Below are 25,767 nucleotides of genomic sequence, written 5' to 3' on the forward strand. Positions count from 1 at the left end.
TTCCTTTGACATGGCTGGGTGCATCCCTATAATGCTGCGCCTATGTTGAATGACCCGATTCCACCTCACGTTGACCCGCGCAAATTGGCAGATCGTGGCACTTCCCTTCAAGGTGAATTGCTGCTGGCCGATTTGGAGAGACTCTGCGACCCGCTTTCCGACACTGTCGGTACGGTGCAGGCCAAATTCGTTTTTGAACGAGATGAACGTAAGTCTGTGGTAATCCACAGTTTTATCGACACCGAAGTCAAAATGGTTTGCCAGCGTTGTCTTGAGCTGGTCACCCTGCCGATTCACAGCGAATGCAGTTACGCTGTGGTGAAGGAGGGTGCGAATACCCAGTCGTTGCCGAAAGGTTATGACGTGCTGGAACTGGGCGAAGATCCTTTGGATCTGCATGCACTGATCGAGGAAGAGCTTCTGCTCGCCTTGCCCATTGTGCCTGCTCATCATCCGGAAGAATGCCAGCAGCCGGAGGGTCTCGATGACGAGGCCGAGCCGAGCGAGGACGAGGTAACGCGGTCCAACCCGTTCAGTGTATTGGCGCAGTTAAAGCGTGACCCAAACGTTTAGGAGTTAATCAATTATGGCTGTTCAGCAGAACAAAAAATCCCGCTCTGCCCGTGACATGCGTCGTTCGCACGACGCCCTGACGGCAAGCACTCTGTCTGTAGAAAAAACCACCGGTGAAATTCACCTGCGTCACCACGTATCGCCAGAAGGCGTATACCGTGGCCGTAAAGTGATCGACAAGGGCGCTGACGAGTAATCACTTGTCTGCTCAAGTCATCGCGATTGACGCAATGGGCGGGGACTTCGGTCCCCGCAGCATTGTTCAGGCTTGCATTGCCAGCCTGTCTGCAACGCCCTCGCTGCACCTGACCCTCGTCGGTCAACCCTCCCTTCTTGAAGAACTGATTGCCAGCCATCCGGCGGTGGATCGCGCGCGCCTGACGATTACGCCAGCCAGCGAAACCATCACCATGGAGGACAAGCCGGCGACAGCGCTGCGCGGCAAGCCCGACTCTTCAATGCGGGTGGCCCTTGAGTTGTTGCGCGACGGCAAGGTGCAGGCTTGCGTCAGTGCCGGCAACACCGGGGCGTTGATGGCGTTGTCGCGGCATGTGCTCAAGACGTTGCCCGGGATTGACCGGCCGGCGATGGTCGCGGCGATTCCGACGCAGAAAGGTTATTGCCAGTTGCTCGACCTGGGTGCGAACGTCGATTGCAGCGCCGAACACCTGTTCCAGTTTGCCGTGATGGGCTCGGTGGCCGCCGAGGCGTTGGGCGTGACCCGACCCCGGGTGGCGTTGCTGAATATCGGCACCGAAGACATCAAGGGCAACCAGCAGGTCAAGCTCGCCGCCACCCTGTTGCAAGGCGCGCGGGGCTTGAACTACATCGGCTTTGTCGAAGGCGATGGTTTGTATCGCGGCGAAGCGGATGTGGTGGTGTGCGACGGGTTTGTCGGCAATATCCTGCTCAAGTCCAGCGAAGGCTTGGCGACGATGATCGCCACGCGTATCGAGGCCTTGTTCAAGCAGAACCTGGCGTCACGCATGGTCGGCGCCCTGGCGCTGCCGTTGATGCGCCGCTTGCAGGCTGACCTGGCACCTGCGCGGCACAACGGTGCGAGTTTTCTGGGCTTGCAGGGCATTGTGGTGAAAAGCCATGGCTCGGCAGGTGTGCAAGGCTTCCAAAGTGCGATTGCGCGGGCGTTGATCGAGATTCAGGAAAACCTGCCGCAACGCTTGCATGGCCGTCTTGAGGATCTGTTGCTTTAGGCGAATTGGCCCGGGAGTGCTTAAATGTGACCGGCCAGTTCAATTGACCATCCAATCTGTCAGTTTCGTGCGCTCCCACCCTTGGATTCATCTCAAAAATCGGGAGCGTTTATTTTGACGACCAGATCATTAGGGGCTTGTTACATGTCTACATCCCTCGCATTCGTCTTTCCAGGGCAGGGTTCGCAGTCCCTCGGCATGTTGGCCGAGCTGGGCGCGCAACATCCGTTGATCCTGGAAACCTTCAAGGAAGCTTCCGATGCCCTGGGTTACGACCTGTGGGCGCTGACCCAGCAGGGGCCGGAAGAACAACTCAATCAAACCGATAAAACCCAGCCAGCCATCCTGACCGCTTCGATCGCCCTGTGGCGCTTGTGGCTGGCAGAAGGCGGCGCGCGCCCGGCTTACGTGGCCGGTCACAGCCTGGGCGAATACAGCGCCTTGGTGGCTGCAGGCAGCCTGACCCTGGGTGAAGCGGTCAAGCTGGTCGAGCGTCGTGGCCAACTGATGCAGGAGGCCGTTCCGGCCGGGCAGGGCGGCATGGCCGCTATCCTGGGCCTGGATGATGCCGTTGTGATCCAAGCCTGTGCCGAAGCGGCCCAGGGCGAAGTGGTCAGCGCGGTGAACTTCAACTCCCCTGGCCAGGTGGTGATCGCCGGTGCCAAGGCGGCGGTTGAGCGGGCCATCGAGGGTTGCAAGGCCCGTGGTGCCAAGCGTGCCTTGCCGTTGCCGGTGAGCGTGCCGTCGCACTGCGAGCTGATGCGCCCGGCCGCCGAGCGTTTTGCCGAGTCCATCGCCGCCATCAACTGGCAGGCGCCGCAGATCCCGCTGGTGCAGAACGTCAGCGCGGCCGTTGCCGCCGACCTCGACACCCTCAAGCGCGACCTGCTGGAGCAACTCTACAAGCCTGTGCGCTGGGTTGAGTCGGTCCAGACCCTGGCCGCCAACGGCGCCACCGAGCTGGTCGAGTGTGGTCCGGGCAAAGTCCTGGCCGGCCTGAACAAGCGCTGCGCCGACGGTGTGTCGACTGCCAACCTGAATACCCCGGATGCCTTCGCTGCCGCGCGTGCGGCACTGGCCTGAATCCCTGATCCCCGAACTTAGGAGAAGCCTGCATGAGTCTGCAAGGTAAAGTTGCACTGGTTACCGGCGCAAGCCGTGGCATTGGCCAGGCGATCGCCCTGGAACTGGGCCGTCAGGGCGCCGTTGTCATCGGCACCGCTACGTCCGCCTCGGGTGCCGAGCGTATCGCCGCCACCTTGAAAGAAAACGGCGTGCAGGGCACCGGCCTTGAGTTGAACGTGACCAGCGATGAGTCAGTTGCTGCGGTACTGGCTGAAATCACTGCACAGTTCGGCGCACCGGCTATTCTGGTAAACAACGCTGGTATTACCCGTGACAACCTGATGATGCGCATGAAAGACGACGAGTGGTACGACGTGGTCGATACCAACTTGAACAGTCTGTTTCGCCTGTCCAAGGGTGTTTTGCGCGGCATGACCAAGGCGCGTTGGGGGCGAATTATCAATATTGGCTCCGTAGTGGGTGCCATGGGCAACGCAGGCCAAGTAAACTATGCGGCGGCAAAAGCCGGTCTGGAAGGTTTCAGCCGTGCATTGGCACGTGAAGTCGGTTCGCGTTCGATTACGGTCAACTCGGTGGCCCCAGGGTTCATCGACACCGATATGACCCGCGAACTGCCGGAAGCACAGCGTGAAGCCTTGCTGACACAGATTCCGCTGGGCCGTCTGGGCCAGGCTCAAGAGATCGCAAACGTGGTCACTTTCCTGGCATCCGACGGTGCGGCATACGTGACTGGGGCTACAATCCCGGTGAACGGCGGGATGTACATGAGTTAAATTGTGACGGATCGCTTCAAAAAAATGTCATACGAGCTGTCTAAAATCCGTTATAAAGCTGCAACTTAATTTATAGGCAGGTGGCCGACCGGGTACAGGGTGAAGCTTTCAGTTGAAAAGCTGAAATGGCTTTCTATACACTTACCCACTGGCCAGCTGCCTGAATTTGTCCATTAGGAGTTAAACAAGGTATGAGCACCATCGAAGAACGCGTCAAGAAAATCGTCGCCGAGCAACTGGGCGTTAAAGAAGAAGAAGTGACCAACAGCGCTTCCTTCGTAGAAGACCTGGGTGCCGATTCCCTTGACACCGTTGAGCTGGTGATGGCTCTGGAAGAGGAATTCGAGACCGAAATCCCGGACGAAGAAGCTGAAAAAATCACTACTGTTCAAGCTGCTATCGACTACGTTACTGCCCACCAGGCGTAATAGTTTGTAGTCGTCGCTTGCTGTTAGGGAAAAACCGCACTGCTGTAACGGCGTGCGGTTTTTTCTTTAGCTCTGTTGAAAACAGAGCGTCGAAGCGAAGTGTCGTCATTAGAAAAAGGAGAGTGCTGTGTCGCGTAGACGCGTCGTAGTCACCGGTATGGGTATGTTGTCGCCACTGGGCACGGATGTGCCGAGCAGTTGGCAGGGCATTCTGGCTGGCCACAGTGGTATTGGTCTGATTGAACACACGGACCTTTCTGCCTATTCCACCCGTTTTGGCGGCTCGGTAAAGGGGTTTAACGTCGAGGAATATCTCTCGATCAAAGAGTCCCGCAAACTCGACCTGTTCATTCAATACGGCCTGGCAGCCGGTTTTCAGGCGGTGCGTAATGCCGGCCTGGAAGTCACCGACGCCAACCGTGATCGCATCGGCGTGGCCATGGGTTCGGGTATTGGCGGTTTGACCAATATCGAAGAAACCAGCCGCACGCTGCACGATTCCGGCCCCCGTCGAATTTCACCGTTCTTCGTACCGGGCTCGATCATCAATATGATTTCCGGTTTCCTGTCTATCCACTTGGGTGCACAGGGGCCTAACTACGCCATTTCGACGGCATGCACCACTGGCACTCACTGCATCGGCATGGCGGCGCGCAACATCGCCTATGACGAAGCGGACGTGATGATCGCCGGTGGCGCCGAAATGGCCGCCTGTGGCCTGGGCATGGGCGGCTTCGGCGCATCCCGTGCGCTGTCGACGCGCAATGACGAGCCAACGCGTGCCAGCCGTCCGTGGGACAAGGGCCGCGACGGCTTCGTACTCTCCGACGGCGCCGGTGCGCTGGTGCTGGAAGAGTTGGAGCACGCCAAGGCGCGTGGTGCCACCATCTACGCCGAGCTGATTGGCTTTGGCATGAGCGGTGATGCTTACCACATGACCTCGCCGCCGTCCGACGGTGCCGGCGCTGCGCGTTGCATTACCAACGCCTTGCGTGATGCCAAGGTCAACGCCGACCAGGTGCAGTACATCAACGCCCACGGCACCTCGACCCCGACCGGCGACCTGGCGGAAGCCGAAGCCATCAAGTCGGTGTTCGGTGAACACGCCTACAAGCTGGCGGTCAGTTCGACCAAGTCCATGACCGGTCACCTGTTGGGTGCGGCGGGCGCAGTCGAGGCGATCTTCAGTGTGATGGCCATCAAGGATCAGGTCGCTCCGCCGACCATCAACCTCGATGAGCCGGACGAAGGTTGTGACCTGAACTTCGTGCCTCACGTAGCGCAGCCGATGCCGATCGACGTGGTGATCTCCAACTCGTTCGGATTTGGTGGCACCAACGGCTCCCTGGTGTTCCGCCGGTTCGCGCAGTGATGCACAGCTGGGTCGACGGTCAGCCAGCGGGCAGCGTGCCCCTGAAAGATCGCGGCCTGGCATATGGCGACGGCTTGTTTGAAACCATCGCCGTCAAGGCTGGGCAGCCTGTGCTGCTCGACCGCCACCTGCAGCGCCTCGATGAGGGTTGCAGGCGTCTTGCCTTGGTGGCGGATCACACGCTGATCCGCAACGAAGTGCTGGCTTATGCCGCCGCCCTGGGCGACGGTGTTCTTAAATTGATCCTCACCCGTGGCGACAGCCAGCGCGGCTATGGCATCAACCCCGGCGCGCCGGTGCGCCGTATCTTGCAGGGCAATCCGCCCGCTACCTATCCCGACGCGCATGGAACTGACGGCATACGCCTGTTTCCGTGCGCCACCCGCTTGGCCGAGCAGCCGTTGCTCGCCGGTCTCAAGCACCTTAATCGTCTTGAACAAGTGATCGCCCGCGCCGAATGGCAGGATGCCGAGCATGCCGAAGGTTTGATGCTGGATATGTCCGGGCGCGTCATCGAGGGCGTCTTCAGCAATCTGTTTCTGGTGCGCAATGGCGTGTTACTGACCGCTGATCTGAATCGTTGCGGGGTTGCTGGAGTCATGCGCGCCGAGATTCTTGCTCAGGCGCCAGCGCTGGGCATCCCGCTGGCCGTGGGCGACATCAGCGTTGAACAGTTGCAGCAGGCCGACGAAGTCTTTGTGTGCAACAGCGTCTATGGCATTTGGCCGGTGCGTGGTTGCGCTGCGATGAGCTGGTCGGTTGGGCCGCTCACCCGTAAACTGCAGGGCATTGTTCGCGCGCTATTGGAAATTTGAGTTGATACGAAAACTGGTTTTACTGCTGCAGATCGGCCTGGTCTCGGCAGGCTTGCTGCTGGGCTTCTCGGCCTGGAAGCTCGACTCTGCGCTGAAGCAGCCCCTGAATCTGACCCAGGAACAATTACTGGATGTGCCTGCCGGGGCGACCCCGACGGGCACTTTCAATCGCCTCGAAACCGAAGGCGTGCTCGATGGCGCCTTCTGGTTGCGTCTGTACTGGCGCTTCAACCTCGACGGCCAGCCGCTGCACAGCGGCGAGTACCGCATGACCCCAGGCCTCACCGCCGAAGGCTTGATCGGCTTGTGGCAACGCGGCGAAGTGGTGCAGTACAGCCTGACGCTGGTGGAAGGCTGGAACTTCCGCCAGGTACGTTCGGCCCTCGCCAAGCATGAAAAGATCGTGCAGACCCTGTCGGGCCTTACCGACAGTGAAGTGATGGACAAGCTCGGTCACCCCGGCGTGTTTCCCGAAGGGCGGTTCTTCCCGGATACCTACCGCTTCGTGCGCGGCATGACCGACGTTGAATTCCTGAAAAAAGCCTACAACCGCCTGGATGATGTGCTCGCTCAAGAGTGGAGCAAGCGCGCCGCCGATGCGCCGTATACCGACCCTTACCAAGCGCTGATCATGGCGTCCCTGGTGGAGAAGGAAACCGGCGTGCCGGAAGAGCGCGGGCAGATCGCCGGCGTCTTCGTGCGACGCATGAAGATCGGCATGCTGCTGCAAACCGACCCCACGGTGATCTACGGCCTGGGCGAGCGCTACAACGGCAAGTTGACTCGTGCGCATCTGAAGGAAGCCAACCCTTACAACACCTACATGATCGCCGGCCTGCCACCGACGCCGATCGCCATGGTAGGCCGCGAAGCGATCCATGCCGCGTTGAACCCGGTGCCGGGCAGCAGCCTGTATTTCGTCGCCCGTGGCGATGGCAGCCATATTTTCTCCGATGACCTGGATGCGCATAATGCCGCCGTGCGCGAGTTCCAGCTCAAGCGCCGCGCCGATTACCGTTCCAGCCCGGCGCCGGCGGTGAAAGCGCCGGAAGACGCGGCGCCGCCTGCCGAAGTGCCAGCCCAGGCGCCGGTTGAAAAGCCCGCCGAGCCTGCGCCGGATACCGCCGCGCCGCAAAGCCCGCAATGACTCTGACTAAGGACTGCCTGTGACTGGCTTGTTTATTACCCTGGAAGGCCCGGAAGGCGCCGGCAAAAGCACCAACCGCGATTACCTGGCCGAGCGCTTGCGCGCCGAAGGCATCGAAGTGGTGTTGACCCGTGAGCCCGGTGGCACGCCGCTGGCCGAACGCATTCGTGAAGTGCTGCTGGCTCCAGGTGAAGAACAGATGAATCCGGACACCGAGTTGCTGCTGGTGTTCGCCGCTCGCGCCCAGCACCTGGCCGAAGTGATTCGCCCGGCGTTGGCACGTGGCGCCGTGGTGATTTGCGACCGCTTTACCGATTCGACCTACGCCTACCAGGGCGGCGGCCGGGGCTTGTGCCTGGAGCGTATCGCCACCCTGGAAACCTTCGTCCAGGGCGACGTGCGCCCTGACCTGACGCTGCTGTTCGACCTGCCGGTGGAAGTGGGCATGGCCCGCGCCAGTGCCCGCGGTCGCCTGGACCGCTTCGAACTGGAAGGCCAGGTGTTTTTTGATGCAGTGCGCAGCGCATTCCTCCAGCGCGCAAAGGCTGAGCCGGCGCGTTACCACCTGCTGGATGCGGCCCAGCCGCTGACGCAGGTACAGCAAGCCATCGACGCCCTGTTGCCGACGCTGCTGGAGCGTGCCCGTGGCTGAGGCCTATCCGTGGCAGGACAGCCTCTGGCAGCAATTGGCCGGCCGTGCCCAGCATGCCCACGCCTATCTGCTGCATGGGCCTGCGGGTATCGGCAAGCGCGCGCTGGCCGAGCGACTCATGGCCAGCCTGCTGTGCCAGCGACCGGTCAATCTGCACGCCTGCGGTGAATGCAAATCCTGCCTGTTGCTCAAGGCCGGCAGCCACCCCGATAACTACCTGCTGGAGCCCGAGGAAGCCGACAAGGCGATCAAGGTCGACCAGGTGCGTGACCTCGTCAGCTTCGTGGTGCAAACCGCGCAGATGGGCGGGCGCAAAGTGGTGTTGATCGAGCCGGTTGAAGCGATGAACATCAACGCCGCCAACGCCTTGCTCAAGAGCCTGGAAGAACCCTCGGGCGATACGGTGCTGCTGCTGGTGAGCCACCAATCCAGCCGCTTGTTGCCGACCATTCGCAGCCGCTGCGTGCAGCAGGCCTGCCCGTTGCCGAGCGAAGCGATGAGCCTGCAGTGGCTGGCGCAGGCGCTGCCCGAGTGCGGCGAAGACGAACGCATCGAGTTGCTGACCCTGGCAGCCGGTTCGCCCCTGGCGGCGGTGAAACTGCACGCTCAGGGCGTGCGTGAACAACGTGCGCTGGTGGTGGATGGCGTGAAAAAGCTGCTCAAGCAGGAGCTGTCCGCGACGCAACTGGCCGAAAGCGCCTGGAAGGACATTCCGTTATTGCTGCTGTTCGACTGGTTCTGCGATTGGTCGAGCCTGATCCTGCGCTACCAGTTGACCCAGGATGAAAATGGCCTGGGCCTGCCGGACATGCGCAAAGTCGTACAGTACCTGGCGCAGAAAAGTGCGCAGGACAAGGTGCTGAACATCCAGGACTGGATTCTGGCCCAGCGTCAAAAGGTTCTCGGCAAGGCCAACCTCAACCGCGTGCTGTTGCTCGAAGCATTGCTGGTGCAGTGGGTCGGCTTGCTCGGCCGGCGTTAATTTCCGTGGCCGACGGGTGTATCGTTGGCCAGACACTTTCAGTGAATGAAGTTGTATTTACCTATGCTCGTAGATTCCCATTGCCACCTTGATCGCCTTGACCTTGCCCAGCACGGCGGCTCGCTCGACGCTGCCCTTGAAGCGGCGCGCCAGCGTGGGGTAGGGCACTTTCTGTGCATCGGCGTGAGCGCCGAGAACGCCGCCGACGTCAAGGCACTGGCTGATCGTTATGCCGATGTCGATTGCTCGGTCGGCATTCACCCGCTGGACCTCAAGCCCGGTGAAGCCCCGGCCCTCGATTGGCTGCTGGGTGAGCTCAACCACCCACGCGTGGTGGCGATTGGCGAAACCGGCCTGGATTACCACTACGAGCCTGAAGCCGCTGAACTACAACAGGCGTCGTTCCGCCTGCACCTGCAAGCCGCCCAGCAAACCGGCAAGCCGGTGATCGTCCATACCCGTGGCGCCCGTGCCGACACCCTGACCCTGCTGCGCGAAGCGGCGTTGCCCCAGGCCGGCGTGCTGCATTGCTTTACCGAAGACTGGGACATGGCCAAGGCCGCCCTGGACCTGGGCTTCTACATTTCCCTCTCGGGCATCGTCACCTTCCGCAACGCCGATGCACTGCGCGACGTGGCACGCCAAGTGCCGGCCGACCGCCTGCTGGTGGAAACCGATTCGCCGTATCTGGCGCCCATTCCCCATCGTGGCAAGCCGAACTTGCCGGAATACGTGCGTGACGTGGCGGATTACCTGGCGATGCTGCGGGGTGAGTCGTACGAGCGCTTTGCCGAGCAAACCACAGACAACTTCAAGCGTCTGTTCCCGCTGGCTCACGTCGCCGGCTGAAGTGGGCAAATCGCAGGCAAAAAAAACCCGGGTTCTGGGGGGGGAATCCGGGCTAAGACCATTAGGAGTAAAACAAGGGCACACAGTCCGTCGGTACCCAGGTCGACGCGTCACTTGGGGGAGATGCCACGTCGACAGTTGAAGTATTGATCACTATCCCATTCAGTCCAGTCGCATCTGATCGTTTTTTAAACAGATTTGGAATACGCGCGCTTCGCTTGAGTTCTCATTGCGTGGGTGCACGGGTGTCATTTATGTGTATTGTTTCTGACTGAGAAGGGCAAAAACGTTGGCGCGCTGAAAGTTAAGTGCGTAACGGGTTCACATAGGCGTTGCCCAACGACTGTTCAGTCGGGATAATCCCTCGCACTGGGTAAATCGTATCGCCACGTATCACTGGCCCTGCGCAACCCTCCCACATTGACCTCTGCAGACCTCTCCCCCATGCAAAAAGAACCCCGTAAGGTCCGTGAGTTTCGCCGCCGTGAACAGGAAATTCTCGACACCGCACTCAAGCTGTTTCTCGAACAAGGTGAAGACAGCGTCACCGTCGAGATGATTGCGGATGCCGTGGGTATCGGCAAAGGCACGATCTACAAGCACTTCAAGTCCAAGGCCGAGATTTACCTGCGCCTGATGCTCGACTACGAGCGCGACTTGAACGAGCTGCTGCATTCGGCCGATGTCGACAAAGACAAGGAAGCCCTGTCCCGGGCCTATTTCGAATTCCGCATGCGAGACCCGCAACGCTACCGCCTGTTCGACCGCCTGGAAGAGAAGGTGGTCAAGGGCCATCAAGTGCCGGAAATGGTCGAAGAGCTGCACAAGATCCGGGCCTCGAACTTCGAACGCCTGACCTTGCTGATCAAGGGTCGCATCAGTGAAGGCAAGCTCGAAGACGTGCCGCCGTACTTCCACTACTGCGCCGCTTGGGCGTTGGTGCACGGCGCCGTGGCGCTGTACCACTCGCCGTTCTGGAGTAACGTGCTGGAAGATCAGGAAGGTTTTTTCCAGTTCCTGATGGACATCGGCGTGCGCATGGGCAACAAGCGCAAGCACAGCGCCGAACTGCCGAGCGCTGAGCCCAAGAACAGTGAAACCCCTGCTACTTAAGCCATTCCCGACCGTGATGGCGCAATGATTTACTGCCAGTTGCAGTACCCCAGGAATATACTCAGGCAAGGACCTTGCTAAAAGCTGATTTATAAGTCAGTTTTTAGCACGCCCGAATCATCCTCTGCCGGAGTGATCCATGATCGTTGATCGTCAAGGCAGGCGGTTTCGCAATCTGCGAATCAGCCTGACCTCAGCCTGCAATTACGCGTGTACCTACTGCGTGCCGAACGGCAAGCGGCTGGTGGCTGCCCAGGACGAACTCTCGGCCGAGGCCATGGCCCGTGGCGTGGCGTATCTGATCGAGGCGGCAGGCATCGAGCGTCTGCGTATCACCGGCGGCGAGCCGCTGGTGAGCCCCAAGCTGGAAGCCTTCATGGGCGCGGTGGGCGGCATGGGCCTCAGCGATATCAGCCTGACCACCAACGGCCAACTGCTGGCGCGCAAACTGCCGCTGCTGGTGGACGCGGGTATTCGCCGCATCAACGTGTCCCTCGACACCCTGGACGCCGACGCCTTCCGCAGCATCGCCCGTGGCGGCGACCTGGCCACGGTGCTTGATGGCATGGACCAGGCCCGCGCCGTCGGGATCAAGATCAAGGTCAACATGGTGCCGTTGCGCGGGCAGAACCTTGACCAGGTCATGCCGCTGCTCGACTACTGCCTGGAGCGTGGCTACGAGCTGCGCTTTATCGAGCTGATGCGCATGGGCCATCTGGCCAAGGACTCAAACGCCTTCCTGCAACAGTTCGTCAGCCTGCAGCAACTGCTCAGCCTGATCGGCGAACACCACGAATACCTGCAAGCCAATGCCCCGGTCGACGCCACCGCGGTGCGCTACGAAGTACCGGGCAAGGGCTTCTTTGGCGTCATTGCCAACGAAAGCGTGCCGTTCTGCCGTACCTGTTCACGCCTGCGCCTGTCGTCGACCGGCTGGTTGCATGGCTGCCTTTCGTCGAGCAACCGTCACTATGTCGGCGACCTGCTAGACCAGCCGCGTCACCAGGCTTTGCCGGCCTTGCAAGGCCTGTTGATGAAGGCGCTTGGCGACAAACAGGAAGTGGCTTTCTCCGGCGGGGCCACCATCATGAAGATCATTGGCGGCTAGTTTCCAGGCTTTCGCAAAACCCACATTTGTTTTGTGCTGCGCCTGAATGGCGCGGATTCTGCATCACGTGCCCATTCGCCGGTTTTCCGTCACCGGCTTCTGGAGGATTAGGATGCGTAGTCTGGTTTTGTTGCTGGCGTCATTGACGCTGAGTGGTTGCATGACCGTCAGCGATATGGCCGAAGGCACCCGTTATCAGATGAGCGACGCCGGGTTGCTGGACCACAGTGATACTCGCCGTACCGCGTCGATTCGCATACAGCCTGACTCCTTTGTATTTATCGCCCAGGGCGCCTTTGTGCCGCCGGGCAGCGCCTACCCGCGGCCTAACGTGGTGGCCGAAGAAGCCTTCAACGGTTTCGTCGAATACTTCCCCATGGTGCGCCGCGCCCGAAAGCCGGAAGGTTTGGAACAAGCGATGTCCGAAGCCCGTGCGGCGGGTGCGCATTACCTGCTGTATTGCCGCTTTGCGGCAGCCGATGACCGGATTGGCAATGCCGATGAATGGACCGATCAGCAAGCCCTCGACCGCGTCGGTCTGGACAGCGGCGTCATCCAGATCATGTTGATCGAGACCAGCACCCAGTATTTGATTGATACTGCACGTATTCGCAGTCGTGGCGGTTTACTGACGTTCCACGACAACAAGCCAGAAGATCTGATTGCCCGCCCCCTGGCGCAGTACGCCCGCGGCCTGCTGGGCATGGGAGATCAGTAACACTCAAGGAGCACATCATGTCCGATTCCGCCAAGGCCAATGACCTATTGGCCCAACTGCCCAAGGGCAAAGGGCCGGCGCCAGTACACCTGTGGAACCCGGATTTTTGCGGCAACATCGACATGCGTATCGCCCGCGACGGCACCTGGTTTTATCAGGGCACGCCGATCGGGCGTAAGCCGATGGTCAAGCTGTTCTCCAACATCATCCGCCGCGATGGCGATGATTATTTCCTGGTCACTCCGGTGGAAAAGGTCGGCATCAGCGTCGATGATGCGCCCTTTGTCGCAGTAACTCTGGAAGTCGAAGGGCAGGGCGAACAGCAGGTGCTGCGGTTCACCACCAACGTCGACGAGCCCATCGAGGCTGGCCTCGAACACCCGCTGCGCGTCGTCATCGACCCCGTCACTCAGGAACCCTCGCCCTATCTGCGGGTGCGTACCAACCTCGAAGCCCTTGTGCATCGCAACGTGTTTTACCAATTGGTCGAACTGGCGGTGAGCCGTCCGATCAACGGTCAGAACTGGCTTGGCGTATGGAGTGGCGGGGAGTTTTTCCGCATTGGCCTCGAGCCCTGAGGCCGGTTTTTTCATCTCTCTGAAATAATTCGCTTGCTGTCATCGGACGCTTTCGGTTATCAATTTGTACATGATTAGACATGTCCGATTTGATAAGAAAAAACGCGTCGTCGACGAGCTCATCCGCCGTATCGAGGCTGGAGTGATGGCCGACGGTTATCTGCTGCCGGGTGAGCATCAGTTGGCCGAAGAATTCGCGGTCAGCCGGGGCACCTTGCGCGAAGCCCTGGCTGAGCTCAAACGGCGTAACTACATCGCCACCCAGAGCGGCGTCGGCTCCATCGTGACGTTTGACGGCATGGTGCTCGACCAACGCAACGGCTGGGCTCAGGCCCTGGCCGATACCGGCGCACTGGTCACCACCGACATCCTGCGCCTGGAAGCCGTGACCCGCCCGGACCTGCTCAGCCGTTTCGGCAGCGACCAATTCATCGCCCTCGACCGGCGCCGGCGCACCACGGATGGCACTGCGGTGTCCCTGGAGCGCTCGTTGATGCCCGCCGCCGGAAGTCTGGAAAGCCTGCCCCGCGTCGGCCTGATCGACAATTCCCTGACCATCACCCTGGCGGCCTACGGCTACGTCGGCGCCGAAGGTGACCAGTGGATCGGCGCCGAGCCCCTGAGCGATGAAGACGCCGAGCTGCTCGGTCGCCCGGCCGGCACGGTGTTTCTCAAGGCCTCGCGCACCACTTACGACCGCCGCGAGCGTTTCATGGAGTACGTCGAAAGTTTGCTCGACCCTCTGCACTTTCGCCTGCACCTGCAGTTTGGAGCTTCAAAATGACCGCGCAAAATCGCGCCCTCGGTGCCTTTTACGGCTTGGCCTTGGGCGACGCCCTGGGCATGCCCACCCAGTCCCTGAGCCGCGAGCAGGTGCAGCAGCGCTTCGGTGCGATCACTGCGCTGGAAGATGCCGACGACGACCAGCCCATCGCGCCGAACATGCCCGCCGGCTCGATCACCGATGACACCGAACAGGCGATCCTGGTCGGCGAACTGCTGGTGCAAGGCCACGGCAAGATCGAACCCACCGTGCTCGCCCAGCGCCTGATCGACTGGGAAGCGGTGATGCGTGCCAAGGGCTCCCAGGATTTGCTCGGGCCATCGACCAAACGCGCGATCGACATGATCCTCGCCGGCCACACCCCGGAAGAATCCGGGCGCTACGGCACCACCAATGGCGCGGCAATGCGCATCACCCCCGTCGGGATCGCCGCGGATGTCAGCGATCCGGCGCAGTTTATTAAAGCGGTGATCCAGGCCTGCCAGGTCACCCACAACACCTCGTTGGGCATCTCCAGTGCGGCGGCCGTTGCGGCGGTGGTCTCGGCCGGCATCAACGGCGTGGACCTGGGCGAAGCGCTGAACATCGGCACCCAGATCGCCCAGCAGGCCGAAAACCATGGCCACTGGATTGCCGGTGGGCGCATCTCTACGCGTATCAGCTGGGCGCGGACCTTGAGCGTCGGCAGCGGCGACAAAGCCCTGTTCGCCGACCTGCTCTATGAATTGATCGGCACCTCCGTCGCGTCCCAGGAATCGGTGGTGGTGTCGTTTGCCCTCGCGCAGCAAGTGGCGGTGGGCGCGATGAATGCTTTTGAAGCGGTGTGCCTGGCCGCCAGCCTTGGCGGCGACACCGACACCATCGCCGCGATTCTCGGCGCGATGCTGGGCGCGTGTTTGGGCCTGCAGTGCTGGCCTGAGGCGATGATTGAACAGGTCAAGCAGGTCAATGGCCTGGACTTGCAACCGCTGGTGCAGGGGCTGCTGCACATTCGATAAGCGCCGCAAATCAAAATTGTGGGAGCTGGCAAGCCAGCTCCCACATCAAATCGTGTTTGAGTCAGGACGACCGGTTAGAGCTTTGACTATCTGCCACAACCACAACAATACAGGCACCAGGAGCACCCCTCATGAGCACCCCTTCTTCCGGCCAAAGTGCCGGGCAATTGGAAACACGCGGTATCGAACCGGTTCCTGAAAGCGAGTGCAACGGCCATCCGCTGCAACTGTTCTGGGTGTGGTTCGCGGCCAATATCAGCATCCTCGGTTTGCCGCTCGGCGCGACCCTCGTAGCGTTTCGCGGCCTGGCCATCTGGCAGGCGATCATCGTCGCGATCCTCGGTGCCGCCGGTTCTTTCGCGGTGGTCGGGATCATCTCGATTGCCGGTCGCCGTGGCCGTGCGCCCAGCCTGACCTTGTCCCGCGCGATCTTCGGCGTGCGCGGCAATATCGGCCCGACCATCGTGTCGCTGATGTCGCGGCTGGGTTGGGAAACCGTCAACACCACTACGGCTGCATTCGTGCTGCTGTCGTTGTGTTCGATCCTGTTCCACTCGCCGGTCGAGGCGAAAAGCGCGCCGGTGCTGACGCTGATCTTCATCGCCATTTTCGTCTTGCTGACCTTGTCCGTTTCCGGCCTCGGCCACGCGACTTTGCTGGTCATCCAGAAGTGGGCCACCTACGTATTCGGCGGCTTGAATATTCTGGTGGGCGGCTTTCTCTGCGCCACCATCGACTGGAGCGCAGTGTTCAACGCCACCCCGGCGCCGCTGAGCGCAATGATCATCGGCGTCGGCACCATGGCGGCGGGCACCGGTATCGGTTGGGCCAACGCCGGGGCCGACATGTCGCGCTACCAGCACCGCAGCGTCAAGGCCGTGCGCCTGGTGGCGTCTGCCGCGTTTGGCGCGGGGATTCCTCTGGTGCTGCTGATCACCCTTGGCGGCTTGCTGTCGGTGGGCAACAACGACCTGGCCTCGGCCACTGACCCGATCATCGCGATCCGCGACATGCTGCCGACCTGGATGGCCGTGCCGTACCTGATCACCGCATTCGGTGGGCTGCTGCTGTCGAATAACCTGTCGGTGTATTCGGCGGGCCTCACCACGTTGACCCTCGGCTTGAAGGTCAAGCGCGTGCACGCCGTGATCGTCGACATCGTGGCGATCTTCGCCGGTTCGATCTACTTCATGCTCATCGCCGACAGTTTCTACGGCCCCTTCATCACCTTCATCTCGCTGCTGGCAGTGCCGATTACCGCATGGGTCGGGATCTTCGTGGTCGACTTGATTCACCGCCACTACTACAGCGCCAAAGACCTGCTGGACGTAAGCCCAAGCAGCGCCTATTGGTATCGCGGCGGTGTGGAATGGCGTGCCTTCGGCGCCTGGGCCGTGGCGATCGTGCTGGGCTTCAGCTTCACCACCATCGGCACCACGGCGGAAAACATCTGGTTCGCCGGGCCGTTGTCCGACTCCTGGCTGGGCCACAACGGCCTGGGCTGGATCGTCACGTTTCTGGTGGCCGGTGGGATTTATGCGGTACTGGGCGGCGCAGCTGACCGTCGCCCGGCTTTAGTAGAGAGCCCTAATGTCTAGATTGCTGCACACCGGCCAGGTCATCGTCGACCTGGTCATGGCCCTCGACACCTTGCCGGCGACCGGCGGCGACGTGCTGGCGCAATCCGCCAGCTTCGAAGCCGGCGGTGGTTTCAACGTGATGGCTGCCGCCCGGCGTAACGGCTTGCCGGTGGTCTACCTCGGCCGCCATGGCCACGGGCGCTTCGGCGACCTGGCCCGCGCGGCGATGCAGGCCGAAGGCGTGGAGATGGCTCAAGCGGCCAGCACCGGCAAGGACACGGGTTTATGCGTGTCGCTGACCGAGGCCACCACCGAGCGCACGTTCATTTCGCATATCGGCGCTGAAGGGGATTTGAGCGCCGAGGATTTGGCCAGTGTCGTACCGCGTGCGGACGACTACGTGTACGTCAGCGGCTACAGCCTGTTGCTCGAAGGCAAGGCCCAGGCGTTGCTCGACTGGCTGTTGGCGCTGCCGCGTGAAATCACGGTGGTGTTCGACCCGGGGCCATTGGTCAAGGCGCCGGATTCGGCCTTGATGGTCGACTTGCTGCCGCGCATCGATATCTGGACCAGCAATGGCCCGGAAGCCCTGGCGTTTACCGGCGCCGGTACGCTGGCCGAGGCCCTGCTCGAACTCAATCGCCATTTGCCTGCCGAGGCACTGCTGGTGGTGCGTGATGGGCCGAATGGGTGCTGGGTCAGCCGCCAAGGCCAGGCCGAGCATGTGCCGGGCTTCAAAGTGACCGCCGTCGACAGCAACGGCGCGGGCGATGCGCATGCCGGTGTGTTCCTTGCCGGGTTGGCCAAAGGCTTGAAACCGGCTGCTGCGGCGCGCCGCGCAAATGCGGCGGCTGCGCTGGCGGTCACGCGCTGGGGCCCGGCGACTTCACCCGGTACTGACGAAGTGGATGCGTTGTTGGCAAAATAGGGCCTTCTCCGCACGGAATCAGCCCATGACCCAGAACATCTATGACACGCCAGCCTTCTTCGAGGGCTACAGCAAAATGGGCCGCTCGGTCGAAGGCCTGGCCGGTGCGCCGGAGTGGCCCGCGTTGCAGGCGCTGCTGCCGCCGATGCGTGGCTTGAAGGTGGTGGACCTGGGGTGTGGTTACGGCTGGTTCAGCCGCTGGGCACAGGAGCAGGGCGCAGCGCAGGTGCTCGGCCTGGACGTGTCGCAAAAGATGCTGGCGCGGGCCACCGAGATGACCTCGGCGCCGAGCATCCACTATGCGATTGCCGACCTGGAACAACTCGACCTGCCTGCTGGCGCATTCGATCTGGCCTACAGCTCACTTGCGTTCCATTACATCGTCGACCTCAAGGGGCTGTTCGCGCGTCTTCATCAAGCGTTGGTGCCGGGCGGGCGCCTGGTGTTTTCCATCGAGCACCCGATCTTCATGGCACCGCGTAATCCGGGTTGGTTGGTGGACGATCAGGGTCGCAAAAGCTGGCCTGTGGATGGCTATCAACTGGAAGGCCCACGGGTAACGAACTGGCTGGCCGAGGGCGTGATCAAACAGCACCGCACGCTGGGCACATTGCTCAATCTGTTGATCCAGGCAGGGTTTACGCTCAGTCATGTGGAGGAGTGGGGCCCCAGCGAAGCGGACCTGAAAGCTCGGCCAGAATTGGAGGAAGAGCAAGAGCGCCCGATGATGCTGCTGGTCTCGGCACAGCGCTGATTTCCAGGGTGAGCACAAAACAAAAATGTGGGAGTCGGGCTTGCCCGCGATGACGCTGGATCAGTCAGAAAAATAGTGACTGATGCGACGCCATCGCGGGCAAGCCCGCTCCCACATTTGGATCTTCGTTTACTGCGCGCGTTCGCCGTCGAGCTTGCGCGCCTCGTCAACGCCGGACGCGGTCAGCTTGATCGGCAGGTTCAACGAATATTCACCGGCGTCGTCGGTGGTCACATGCCCATCCTTGATAAACCCACGGTCCTGCAGGAACGCCAAGACACTGGCCACTTCCTTCTCGCCGCGGTAGTTATCCAGCACCTCCTTGCCCAAACCGTTCGGGTGGGCGTGCAGCAGGCGGGTGAGGACTTCTTTTTCAAGGTTTCTATCGACGTTCATGCGTACCTCTTCACTGGGAAATGATCGGGTGTCGGTGGGGCTATGGGTGCATCAAGGCGCAGGTTGTTTCGGCGCCTCAGGGACGTTGGAATCGTCGCCGGTGTTGATTTTTGGCTGGTTGATACTTGGACCCATTTTGCCGTTACCGACCGCAGCCGGTGCCTGGCGTTGGGTGTCATTGCCTTGGGTACGAGGGTCAGCACCGGGTTGAATAACTGCGCCGCCATTAGTGTCCATGCCGGTGCCCATCGATTCCTGGGATTCCTGAGTGGCAGGGTTTGGGTCGGTCTTGCCGGTAGAGGAAGTAGCGGCAAACGCGTTCAGCGAGGCAGCAGACAACAGGCCGGTGAGGGCGAGGGCGGCAAACTTGGAATTCTTCATGAGGGCGTCTCCATATGATTAATGTCCTTACCCTTTATTGGTCAGCCCCCACTTGCGGTTCGTGCCTTGATGGCGACGAACGGTATTAGCGTACCTGTAAGATTTTGTGTGCCGAGACGCTGCGCCACACCAGCCGCGCCACCGCGATCAGCCAGTTAAACAGCGCCACGCCCACGACAATCGCCAGCAGTGTGGGCAGGCCGTGGTCCACGATGATCTGGCCCGCCAGCCACGGGAACCCGAACACGCCAACAAAGTACGCCAGGCTGAACAGCAGCAAGGCCTGGGACGTAGTGCCAACCGGTGCTTCGTTGGCCACCAACCCATTGATCACCGAATACGTCAGGCCGTATCCCACGCCCAGCGTGGCAGCGGCCAGCAAGTAACTGAGGTTGCCGCTCACGCCAAAGGCAAGCAGTGCGACGGCCCCGAGCATGATCCCGGACAACACACAGGCGGCCCAGTAGGCATCGCGCTTGACCACATTGCCGGCAATCAACAAACGGCTGGTGATCGCGGCGCTCAGGAACCCGGCGAAGAACAGCGAATAGTCCAAGCCACGTGCGGCTGCGTAACTGGTTTGGAACGACGACAGGCCGCCAAATACACAGCCGCCCAGGCCGACCATGAGGATGGCGAACCCCGCCTTGGATGACAGCACCTGTCGGCTGGCGGCCCAGGAAATCCTCGAGGTCGGCGTATTGGCGTGCTGCTTGAGTTGCGCGCCCATGCGCCAGAACATCACCACCCCGACGAGGCTGGCGAGCCCGGCGATGTAAAACGCTGTGGTCAGCGGCAGCTCCAGCGCACTCGCCGCTCGGCCGAGCAAAGGGCCGGAGCCGATCCCGCTCAACATGCTGCCCGACAGCAAGGCAAAGTACTTGGCCCGCTGCGACGGTTCCACCAACAAGCTGACGATAATCGGGCCCAAGGTGTAGAACACGCCCCAGCCCAAGCCCAATGAGAGCCCGAATAGCATCAAGCCGTGGCCAAACCCCGGCATCAGGGCAAACCCCAGGCACGCCACCACCAGCAACACGCCGGTCCACGCAATCGCGCGTGCGGCGCCCACTGCATCGGCCAGATGCCCGGAGAACAGCACTGCCACAAAGGTGCTGAACATCGCGGTGGAGATCACGCTGCCGGCATCGTGCTCGTTGCCGCCGCGCGAATGAATCAGCAGCGACAGCAGAAACGTCGAGCCGTACGACAGCGACAGCAGGAAGCTGGCCAGGCAAAACAGCGCGAAGAGCTTTGCGCTTCGTTTTTTTACGGGTGCAGTGGCATGCATGGCTAAACCTTGAGCGCGTTAGAGTTATGGCCAATTTTTAGCATGCACAGCGCAGCAGATTGTTCTGTGCTTGGTGGTGCTTGCATTAGCCCACGACGGAGTAAGGCTCCCCGGCCAGCACTAAATTGCGCTGCAATTCGTCATCAAACCGCCTTAGTATGTGTGCTTTGAATTTGCCCAAGGCTCGCCCATGACCATCGAGATTCGCCCCGCCGTGCCCAGCGATGCTGCGCAGATCCTGGCGTTCATCACCGAGCTTGCCGAGTACGAAAAAGCCCGGCACGAAGTGATCGCCAGTGTGGCGGACATCGAACGCAGCCTGTTCAGCGAAGGTGCCACCGCCCATGGCCTGATCTGCTCGCGGGACGGTCTGCCGATTGGTTTTGCGGTGTTCTTTTTCAGCTACTCCACGTGGCTGGGCAGCAACTGCCTGTACCTCGAAGACCTCTACATCAACCCCGAACAACGCGGCGGCGGCGCAGGCAAGAAGTTGCTGCGCCACTTGGCGAAGATCGCCTGCGACAACGGTTGCGGACGTTTTGAGTGGAGCGTGCTGGACTGGAACGAGCCGGCGATTGCCTTCTACAAATCCATCGGCGCGCAGCCGCAGGAAGAATGGGTGCGTTACCGCATGGAAGGCGACGCGCTGCGCGATTTCGCCCAAGGCTGAAGAACAGCGAAGATCCAATTGTGGGAGCGGGCTTGTGTGGGAGCTGGCTTGCCTGCGATAGCATCACCTCGGAGTAACTGAATGACCGAGGTGTTTGTATCGCAGGCAAGCCAGCTCCCACACAGATCGGCTCCCCTTTTTTGCAAAATGCTCAATATATGGGATGCAAATTTATATATTGAGATATCTCAAAAGATGGGTTTATAGTCGGCAGCATCAGCACTCACTACCAAAAATAAAACAGGTGAAGCGATGCAGCCCCAACCGTTGTCGTTACCCGCTGTGCCCGAGCCCACCTACGGCGAGCGGCTGAAAAACAAAGTTGTGATCATTACCGGCGCGGCCCAAGGCATTGGTGAGGCGATCGTCGCCTGCTTCCAGGCCCAGCAGGCCCGTCTGGTCATCGCTGATATCCAGGCCGAAAAGGTTGAGAAAGTCGCCGCCCACTGGCGTGAACGTGGCGCAGAGATTGTCGCGCAAGCCGTCGATATCACCTCCAAAGAACAATGGCAGTCGCTGGTCAACCTGGCCATCGAGCGCTATGGCCGCGTGGATGTGCTGGTCAATTGCGCCGGCGTGAATGTGTTCCGCGACCCGCTGGAAATGAGCGACGAAGACTGGCGCCGCTGCTTTGCCATCGACCTCGACGGCGCCTGGTTCGGTTGCCGTTCGGTGTTGCCGCACATGATCGAACAGGGCATCGGCAACATCATCAACATCGCCTCTACCCATTCCAGCCACATCATCCCCGGCTGTTTCCCGTATCCCGTCGCCAAGCATGGCCTGCTCGGCCTGACCCGCGCGCTGGGCATCGAATATGCGCCCAAGGGCATCCGCGTGAATGCCATCGCGCCGGGCTATATCGAAACCCAGCTCAACGTCGACTACTGGAACGGTTTCCCCGACCCGCATGCCGAGCGCCAGCGTGCCTTCGACCTGCACCCGCCCAAGCGCATCGGCCAGCCGGTCGAGGTGGCGATGACGGCGCTGTTCCTGGCCACGGACGAGGCACCCTTTATCAATGCAACCTGCCTGATGATCGATGGCGGGCGGTCTGTGATGTACCACGACTAAAAACGTTTCCAATAACAAGAACGAGGTGGTTCATGTTCAAGCAAACACTCGGCGCCCTGGCGCTCGCCGCGGCCTTCAGCGGCTTCGTCTCTGCCGAAGAAGTCAAGATCGGCTTCCTGGTCAAACAGGCGGAAGAGCCCTGGTTCCAGACCGAATGGGCCTTCGCCGAAAAAGCCGGCAAGGACCAGGGTTTCACCGTGATCAAGATCGCCGTGCCTGACGGCGAGAAAACCCTCTCGGCCATCGACACCCTCGCGGCCAACGGCGCCAAGGGTTTTGTGATCTGCCCGCCGGACGTGTCCCTGGGCCCGGCCATCATGGCCAAGGCCAAGCTCAATGGCTTGAAAGTGCTGGCCGTCGACGACCGTTTCGTCGATGCCAAAGGCAAGCCCATGGAAGACGTGCCTTACGTCGGCCTGGACGCCTACAAAATCGGCCAGAAACAAGGCGAAGCCATGGCCGCCGAAGCCAAGCATCGCAACTGGGACTGGAAGGAAACCTACGCCGTTATCAACACCTTTGACGAGCTGGAAACCGGTAAGAAACGCACCGACGGTTCGGTCGAAGGCCTCAAGGCTGCCGGCTTGCCCGCGGACCACATCCTGTTCAGCGCACAGAAAACCCTCGACGTGCCGGGCAGCATGGATGCCACCAACTCGGCGCTGGTGAAACTGCCGGGTACCGCGAAAAACCTGATCATCGGCGGCATGAACGACAGCACCGTATTGGGCGGCGTGCGCGCCACCGAAAGCGCGGGCTTCAAGGCCGCCAACGTGATCGGTGTCGGCATCAATGGAACCGACGCCATCGAAGAACTTAAGAAGTCCGATACCGGTTTCTATGGCTCGATGCTGCTGAGCCCTGACGCCTCGGGCTACAAAACCGCCACGGCGATGTTCGAGTGGGTAACCAAAGGCACCGAACCTGCCAAGTTCACCGCGTTGGATAACGTAACCCTGATCACCCGCGCCAACTTCAAGGAAGAGTTGAGCAAAATCGGTCTGTGGAAATGACCGGCGCGGCCCTGCGGTTCAACGGCATCGGCAAGGATTTTCCCGGGGTCAAAGCCTTGGCGCAGATCAGCTTTGAAGCGCGGCCGCATTCGGTACACGCGCTGATGGGCGAGAACGGCGCGGGCAAGTCGACGCTGCTGAAAATCCTCGGCGGCGCCTACATTCCGAGCAGCGGCACGGTGCAGATCGGCGAGCAGACCATGGACTTCAAATCCGCCGCCGACAGCATTGCCAGCGGCGTCGCGGTGATCCACCAGGAGCTGCACCTGGTGCCGGAAATGACCGTGGCCGAGAACCTGTTCCTCGGGCACTTGCCATCGCGTTTCGGCGTGGTCAATGGCGGACAACTACGCAAGCAAGCGCTGGCGTGTCTCAAAGGCCTGGCCGATGAAATCGACCCGCAGGAGAAACTCGGGCGGTTGTCGCTGGGCCAGCGCCAACTGGTGGAAATCGCCAAGGCGCTGTCCCGTGGCGCCCATGTCATTGCCTTCGACGAACCCACCAGCAGCCTCTCGGCGCGGGAGATCGACCGCTTGATGGCGATCATCACGCGCCTGCGGGACGAGGGCAAAGTGGTGCTCTACGTGTCGCACCGCATGGAAGAAGTGTTCCGGATCTGCGATGCGGTCACGGTGTTCAAGGACGGCCGTTTCGTGCGCACCTTTGACAACATGGCCACGCTGACCCACGACCAGTTGGTGACTTGCATGGTCGGCCGCGACATTCAGGACATCTACGACTATCGCCCGCGTGAGCGCGGCGAAGTGGCGCTCAAGGTTGAGGGCTTGCTCGGCCCTGGCCTGCGTGAAGCGGTCAACCTGCAGGTGCACAAGGGCGAGATTCTTGGCCTGTTCGGGTTGGTCGGCGCGGGGCGTACCGAGTTGTTTCGGCTGCTGAGCGGGCTGACGCGTTCCACCGCCGGGCAACTGCAACTCGGGGGTGAAAACCTGCAACTGCGCTCACCCCGCGATGCCATCGCGGCAGGTGTATTGCTGTGCCCGGAAGACCGTAAAAAGGAAGGCATCATCCCGCTCTCCAGCGTCGCCGAGAACATCAATATCAGCGCACGCGGCGCGCATTCCAGGTTTGGCTGGCTCTTGCGTGAGGGTTGGGAGAAGGGCAACGCCGACCAGCAAATCAAGGCGATGAAAGTCAAAACGCCGAACGCCGAACAGAAAATCATGTACCTGTCCGGCGGCAACCAGCAGAAGGCCATTCTTGGCCGCTGGCTGTCGATGCCGATGAAGGTGTTGCTGCTCGATGAGCCGACGCGTGGCATCGACATCGGTGCCAAGTCGGAGATCTACCAGATCATCCACAACCTGGCGGCCAGCGGCATTGCGGTGATCGTGGTGTCCAGCGACCTGATGGAAGTGATGGGCATCTCCGACCGCATCCTGGTAATGAGTGAAGGCGTGCTGACCGGCGAGTTGAACCGCGATCAGGCGGACGAAGCACAGCTATTGCAACTGGCACTTCCGCGTACGCGGGCTTGAAGAATTCGAGGTGAATGATGTCCCAGGTAAAGACTGCAAAAGGCTTCTGGCCAGGTTTCAACCAACGCAAATTTCTGGATGATTGGGTGATGCTGCTCGCCGCGTTGAGCATCTTTGTGCTCAGCGCGTTGTTTATCGATAACTTCCTCTCGCCGCTGAACATGCGTGGGCTGGGCCTGGCTATTTCCACGGTGGGCATTGCCGCGTGCACCATGTTGTTCTGCCTGGCGTCGGGGCACTTCGACCTGTCGGTGGGCTCGGTGATTGCCTGCGCCGGCGTGGTGGCGGGGATTGTGATTCGCGACACCGACAGCGTGGTGCTCGGTGTGTCGGCGGCGTTGGCCATGGGCCTGGTGGTGGGGCTGATCAACGGCATCGTCATCGCCAAGCTGCGCATCAACGCGTTGATCGCCACCTTGGCGACCATGCAGATCGTGCGTGGCCTGGCCTACATCTTCTCCAATGGCAAGGCCGTCGGGGTGATGGATGAGCGCTTCTTCGTGTTCGGTAACGGCCAGTTGATGGGCGTGCCGGTGCCGATCATCATCACCGTGCTGTGCTTTGTGTTCTTCGGTTGGCTGCTCAACTACACCACCTACGGGCGCAACACCATGGCCATCGGCGGTAACCAGGAAGCGGCGTTGCTGGCCGGGGTGAACGTTGATCGCACCAAGATCATCATCTTTGCCGTGCACGGTCTGATCGGCGCCTTGGCTGGGGTGATCCTCGCCTCGCGCATGACCTCGGGCCAACCGATGATTGGGCAGGGCTTTGAGTTGACGGTGATTTCGGCCTGTGTGCTGGGCGGTGTATCGCTGAGCGGCGGCATCGGCATGATTCGGCACGTGATTGCCGGTGTGCTGATTTTGGCGATCATCGAGAACGCGATGAACCTGAAGAACATCGACACGTTTTATCAGTACGTGATTCGCGGTTCGATCCTGTTGCTGGCGGTGATTATCGACCGTATGAAGCAGCGTTAAAGTCTGACCCTGTA

At 60.9% G+C, this 25,767-nt stretch carries 29 protein-coding genes; 26 read left to right on the forward strand and 3 right to left on the reverse strand.

Annotated elements, in window-relative coordinates; translation table 11 throughout:
- Positions 1-42: 42 nt before the first annotated feature.
- From L8I05_RS00310 to L8I05_RS00410, 21 genes are all read left to right on the forward strand, one after another.
- On the forward strand, positions 43-573 hold the full coding sequence (locus L8I05_RS00310; protein WP_032886799.1) for a YceD family protein: 531 nt from the start codon (positions 43-45) through the stop codon (positions 571-573).
- Positions 574-586: 13 nt separating this feature from the next.
- Positions 587-769 carry a 50S ribosomal protein L32 gene (gene rpmF / locus L8I05_RS00315; RefSeq protein ID WP_008152339.1) on the forward strand — a complete coding sequence of 61 codons (183 nt, stop codon included), beginning with the start codon at positions 587-589 and terminating at the stop codon, positions 767-769.
- 4 nt (positions 770-773) lie between these two features.
- Positions 774-1,784, forward strand: coding sequence for a phosphate acyltransferase PlsX (gene plsX / locus L8I05_RS00320; protein ID WP_197627071.1), 1,011 nt, complete (start codon positions 774-776; stop codon positions 1,782-1,784).
- Between the two features lie 144 nt (positions 1,785-1,928).
- Entirely contained in the window at positions 1,929-2,867 is a 939-nt protein-coding gene (gene fabD, locus L8I05_RS00325; protein WP_159959090.1) for an ACP S-malonyltransferase, read from the forward strand.
- A 32-nt stretch (positions 2,868-2,899) separates the two neighbouring features.
- Positions 2,900-3,643 (forward strand): 3-oxoacyl-ACP reductase FabG, encoded by a 744-nt coding sequence (gene fabG / locus L8I05_RS00330; protein WP_015885432.1) that lies wholly within the window; start codon positions 2,900-2,902, stop codon positions 3,641-3,643.
- A 191-nt stretch (positions 3,644-3,834) separates the two neighbouring features.
- Complete coding sequence (gene acpP, locus L8I05_RS00335) at positions 3,835-4,071, forward strand: acyl carrier protein (protein ID WP_016973676.1); 237 nt, start codon at positions 3,835-3,837, stop codon at positions 4,069-4,071.
- Positions 4,072-4,198: 127 nt separating this feature from the next.
- Positions 4,199-5,443 (forward strand): beta-ketoacyl-ACP synthase II, encoded by a 1,245-nt coding sequence (gene fabF / locus L8I05_RS00340; protein WP_159959087.1) that lies wholly within the window; start codon positions 4,199-4,201, stop codon positions 5,441-5,443.
- Positions 5,443-6,258, forward strand: a complete 816-nt coding sequence (gene pabC, locus L8I05_RS00345) for an aminodeoxychorismate lyase (RefSeq protein ID WP_242166787.1) — start codon at positions 5,443-5,445, stop codon at positions 6,256-6,258. Before fabF ends, pabC begins: the two co-directional genes overlap by 1 nt.
- A 1-nt stretch (position 6,259) precedes the next feature.
- On the forward strand, positions 6,260-7,405 hold the full coding sequence (gene mltG, locus L8I05_RS00350; RefSeq protein ID WP_242166788.1) for an endolytic transglycosylase MltG: 1,146 nt from the start codon (positions 6,260-6,262) through the stop codon (positions 7,403-7,405).
- A gap of 19 nt (positions 7,406-7,424) precedes the next feature.
- Positions 7,425-8,057 (forward strand): dTMP kinase, encoded by a 633-nt coding sequence (tmk, locus tag L8I05_RS00355; RefSeq protein ID WP_242166789.1) that lies wholly within the window; start codon positions 7,425-7,427, stop codon positions 8,055-8,057.
- Positions 8,050-9,039 carry a DNA polymerase III subunit delta' gene (locus L8I05_RS00360; protein WP_242166790.1) on the forward strand — a complete coding sequence of 330 codons (990 nt, stop codon included), beginning with the start codon at positions 8,050-8,052 and terminating at the stop codon, positions 9,037-9,039. The genes tmk and L8I05_RS00360 overlap by 8 nt, the downstream gene beginning before the upstream one ends.
- A 63-nt stretch (positions 9,040-9,102) precedes the next feature.
- A complete protein-coding gene (locus L8I05_RS00365; RefSeq protein WP_197627079.1) occupies positions 9,103-9,888 on the forward strand; it encodes a TatD family hydrolase in 786 nt (261 codons plus the stop codon).
- A gap of 444 nt (positions 9,889-10,332) precedes the next feature.
- On the forward strand, positions 10,333-11,001 hold the full coding sequence (locus L8I05_RS00370) for a TetR/AcrR family transcriptional regulator (protein WP_242166791.1): 669 nt from the start codon (positions 10,333-10,335) through the stop codon (positions 10,999-11,001).
- Positions 11,002-11,140: 139 nt separating this feature from the next.
- Complete coding sequence (locus L8I05_RS00375) at positions 11,141-12,109, forward strand: radical SAM protein (RefSeq protein WP_242166792.1); 969 nt, start codon at positions 11,141-11,143, stop codon at positions 12,107-12,109.
- A 112-nt stretch (positions 12,110-12,221) separates the two neighbouring features.
- On the forward strand, positions 12,222-12,827 hold the full coding sequence (locus L8I05_RS00380; RefSeq protein WP_083357207.1) for a DUF4823 domain-containing protein: 606 nt from the start codon (positions 12,222-12,224) through the stop codon (positions 12,825-12,827).
- A 17-nt stretch (positions 12,828-12,844) separates the two neighbouring features.
- Positions 12,845-13,405 (forward strand): DUF1285 domain-containing protein, encoded by a 561-nt coding sequence (locus L8I05_RS00385; RefSeq protein WP_177018678.1) that lies wholly within the window; start codon positions 12,845-12,847, stop codon positions 13,403-13,405.
- Positions 13,406-13,475: 70 nt separating this feature from the next.
- A complete protein-coding gene (locus L8I05_RS00390; RefSeq protein WP_242166793.1) occupies positions 13,476-14,189 on the forward strand; it encodes a GntR family transcriptional regulator in 714 nt (237 codons plus the stop codon).
- Complete coding sequence (locus L8I05_RS00395) at positions 14,186-15,187, forward strand: ADP-ribosylglycohydrolase family protein (RefSeq protein WP_242166795.1); 1,002 nt, start codon at positions 14,186-14,188, stop codon at positions 15,185-15,187. The genes L8I05_RS00390 and L8I05_RS00395 overlap by 4 nt, the downstream gene beginning before the upstream one ends.
- Positions 15,188-15,318: 131 nt before the next feature.
- Entirely contained in the window at positions 15,319-16,785 is a 1,467-nt protein-coding gene (locus tag L8I05_RS00400; protein WP_177018680.1) for a cytosine permease, read from the forward strand.
- A complete protein-coding gene (locus L8I05_RS00405) occupies positions 16,778-17,695 on the forward strand; it encodes a PfkB family carbohydrate kinase (RefSeq protein ID WP_242166798.1) in 918 nt (305 codons plus the stop codon). Before L8I05_RS00400 ends, L8I05_RS00405 begins: the two co-directional genes overlap by 8 nt.
- Before the next feature lie 25 nt (positions 17,696-17,720).
- Complete coding sequence (locus L8I05_RS00410) at positions 17,721-18,449, forward strand: class I SAM-dependent methyltransferase (protein ID WP_242166800.1); 729 nt, start codon at positions 17,721-17,723, stop codon at positions 18,447-18,449.
- 129 nt (positions 18,450-18,578) lie between these two features.
- Here the strand turns inward: L8I05_RS00410 and L8I05_RS00415 are convergent, their stop codons facing one another.
- The 3 genes from L8I05_RS00415 to L8I05_RS00425 form a co-directional block, all read right to left on the reverse strand.
- The gene (locus L8I05_RS00415; protein WP_159959059.1) at positions 18,579-18,845 is read right to left on the reverse strand and encodes a hypothetical protein; all 267 of its coding nucleotides are present in this window, start codon (positions 18,843-18,845) and stop codon (positions 18,579-18,581) included.
- Between the two features lie 51 nt (positions 18,846-18,896).
- The gene (locus L8I05_RS00420) at positions 18,897-19,226 is read right to left on the reverse strand and encodes a hypothetical protein (RefSeq protein ID WP_242166801.1); all 330 of its coding nucleotides are present in this window, start codon (positions 19,224-19,226) and stop codon (positions 18,897-18,899) included.
- Between the two features lie 85 nt (positions 19,227-19,311).
- Positions 19,312-20,517 carry an MFS transporter gene (locus L8I05_RS00425; protein ID WP_242166802.1) on the reverse strand — a complete coding sequence of 402 codons (1,206 nt, stop codon included), beginning with the start codon at positions 20,515-20,517 and terminating at the stop codon, positions 19,312-19,314.
- 190 nt (positions 20,518-20,707) lie between these two features.
- Between L8I05_RS00425 and L8I05_RS00430 the strand changes: the two genes are divergently transcribed.
- The 5 genes from L8I05_RS00430 to araH all read left to right on the forward strand — a co-directional run bounded on the left by L8I05_RS00430 (position 20,708) and on the right by araH (position 25,753).
- Positions 20,708-21,187: a GNAT family N-acetyltransferase gene (locus L8I05_RS00430; RefSeq protein ID WP_159959053.1), complete on the forward strand. Its 480-nt coding sequence runs from the start codon at positions 20,708-20,710 to the stop codon at positions 21,185-21,187.
- Positions 21,188-21,439: 252 nt separating this feature from the next.
- Positions 21,440-22,261 carry an SDR family oxidoreductase gene (locus L8I05_RS00435; protein ID WP_242166803.1) on the forward strand — a complete coding sequence of 274 codons (822 nt, stop codon included), beginning with the start codon at positions 21,440-21,442 and terminating at the stop codon, positions 22,259-22,261.
- Positions 22,262-22,293: 32 nt separating this feature from the next.
- Complete coding sequence (locus tag L8I05_RS00440) at positions 22,294-23,274, forward strand: substrate-binding domain-containing protein (protein ID WP_242166804.1); 981 nt, start codon at positions 22,294-22,296, stop codon at positions 23,272-23,274.
- Complete coding sequence (gene araG, locus L8I05_RS00445; RefSeq protein ID WP_242166805.1) at positions 23,271-24,770, forward strand: L-arabinose ABC transporter ATP-binding protein AraG; 1,500 nt, start codon at positions 23,271-23,273, stop codon at positions 24,768-24,770. The genes L8I05_RS00440 and araG overlap by 4 nt, the downstream gene beginning before the upstream one ends.
- Before the next feature lie 17 nt (positions 24,771-24,787).
- Complete coding sequence (araH, locus tag L8I05_RS00450) at positions 24,788-25,753, forward strand: L-arabinose ABC transporter permease AraH (protein ID WP_017138344.1); 966 nt, start codon at positions 24,788-24,790, stop codon at positions 25,751-25,753.
- The last annotated feature ends 14 nt before the right edge of the window (positions 25,754-25,767 follow it).

Origin of the sequence: Pseudomonas sp. MONT-RG-20F-20-E-7-02 (assembly GCF_022662395.1) — a bacterium.
Lineage (GTDB): Bacteria > Pseudomonadota > Gammaproteobacteria > Pseudomonadales > Pseudomonadaceae > Aquipseudomonas.